Source organism: Chengkuizengella marina, assembly GCF_009910845.1.
GTDB classification, from domain to species: Bacteria; Bacillota; Bacilli; order Paenibacillales; family KCTC-33759; genus Chengkuizengella; species Chengkuizengella marina.
The window spans coordinates 1-1,318 of the sequence record NZ_SIJB01000091.1 but is presented as its reverse complement, the minus strand read 5'-3'; the positions used below and the strand labels follow the sequence as shown (position 1 = coordinate 1,318).

Genomic DNA, 1,318 nt, shown 5'->3' with positions numbered 1-1,318 from the left:
TGGAAAGAAGTGTTGGGAATTGATTCAGTCGGTATTCAGGACAATTTCTTTGAACTCGGAGGACATTCATTAAAAGCGATGTACTTAGTCGCTAAGATTCAAAAGGAAATGCAAGTTACCGTGACTTTGAAAGATATATTTACACATCCAACGATCGAACAACTGGTGAATCGGGTACAAAAGTTGGATAAAAGTAAGCACAGTTCGATTCCACAGGCCAAAATAAAAGAGCTGTACCCAGTTTCTTCTGCTCAAAAAAGGTTGTATGTATTAGATCAATTGGAAGAAGCCAGTATCAGTTATAACATGCCTTCGGTGTTGACAGTTAAAGGAGAGTTTGACCGGGTAGTATTTGAAAAAGCGATCAATGCTTTGATTTCTCGCCATGAAAGTTTGAGAACTTCTTTTGAAATGGTAGAAGAAAAACCTGCTCAACGTATTCATTCAAAAGTAGAGTTTGAGGTTCGTTATGATAAAAAAGAGAAACATGAATTAGAAACACTGGCATCAAGTTTTATACAACCGTTTGATTTAAGTCAGGCACCCTTATTGAGAGTGAATTTAATAGAAATAACTCAAGATGAGCATCTATTGTTCTTAGATATGCATCATATCATTTCCGATGGTATGTCTATGAATATATTGATTCAAGATTTTATACAGCTTTATGAAGGAAACAAATTGGCTGATCTACGGATTCAATATAAAGATGTTGTAGAGTGGCAGCAGGGTCAGCAAGCAACGGAGGAGAGGCAAAAACAAGAGCAGTATTGGTTAGCTCAATTTGAAGGTGATATTCCAGTATTGGAATTACCAACAGATTATGCTCGACCTGCGATGCAAAGCTTTGAAGGAGAGACCATTGAATTTTATTGGAATAAGAATTTAACTCAAAAAATAAATAAGTTGGCGCAAGAAACGAACACAACGCTTTACATGGTGTTGCTAGCAGCTTATATGACTTTGTTGTCCAAATATACAGGACAAGAAGATATTATTGTCGGTTCACCTGTGGCTGGGAGAAAGCATGCGGATGTTGAGTCGATTATGGGGATGTTTGCAAATACGTTACCCATGCGCAATAGACCAGAAGGTTCTAAGTCGTTTTTCACTTTCTTAGAAGAAGTTAAAGAAACCACATTGCAGGGGATGGAAAATGAGAGTTATCCGTTAGAAGAATTGATTGACAAACTAAACTTAACAAGAGATACAAGTCGAAACCCATTGTTCAGTGTGTTATTTAACGTATTGAATATGGAGAGGGAAGAAATCATTTTAGAGGATCTAAGTTTCCAGCCGTATTCAATAGAAAATAGGA

General features: G+C 36.8%; 1 protein-coding gene. It reads left to right on the top strand.

What is annotated here, in order from left to right; all coding sequences use genetic code 11:
- Nucleotides 1-1,318: condensation domain-containing protein (locus ERL59_RS20635; RefSeq protein ID WP_235929987.1), on the top strand; the 1,318-nt coding region annotated here is incomplete at both ends.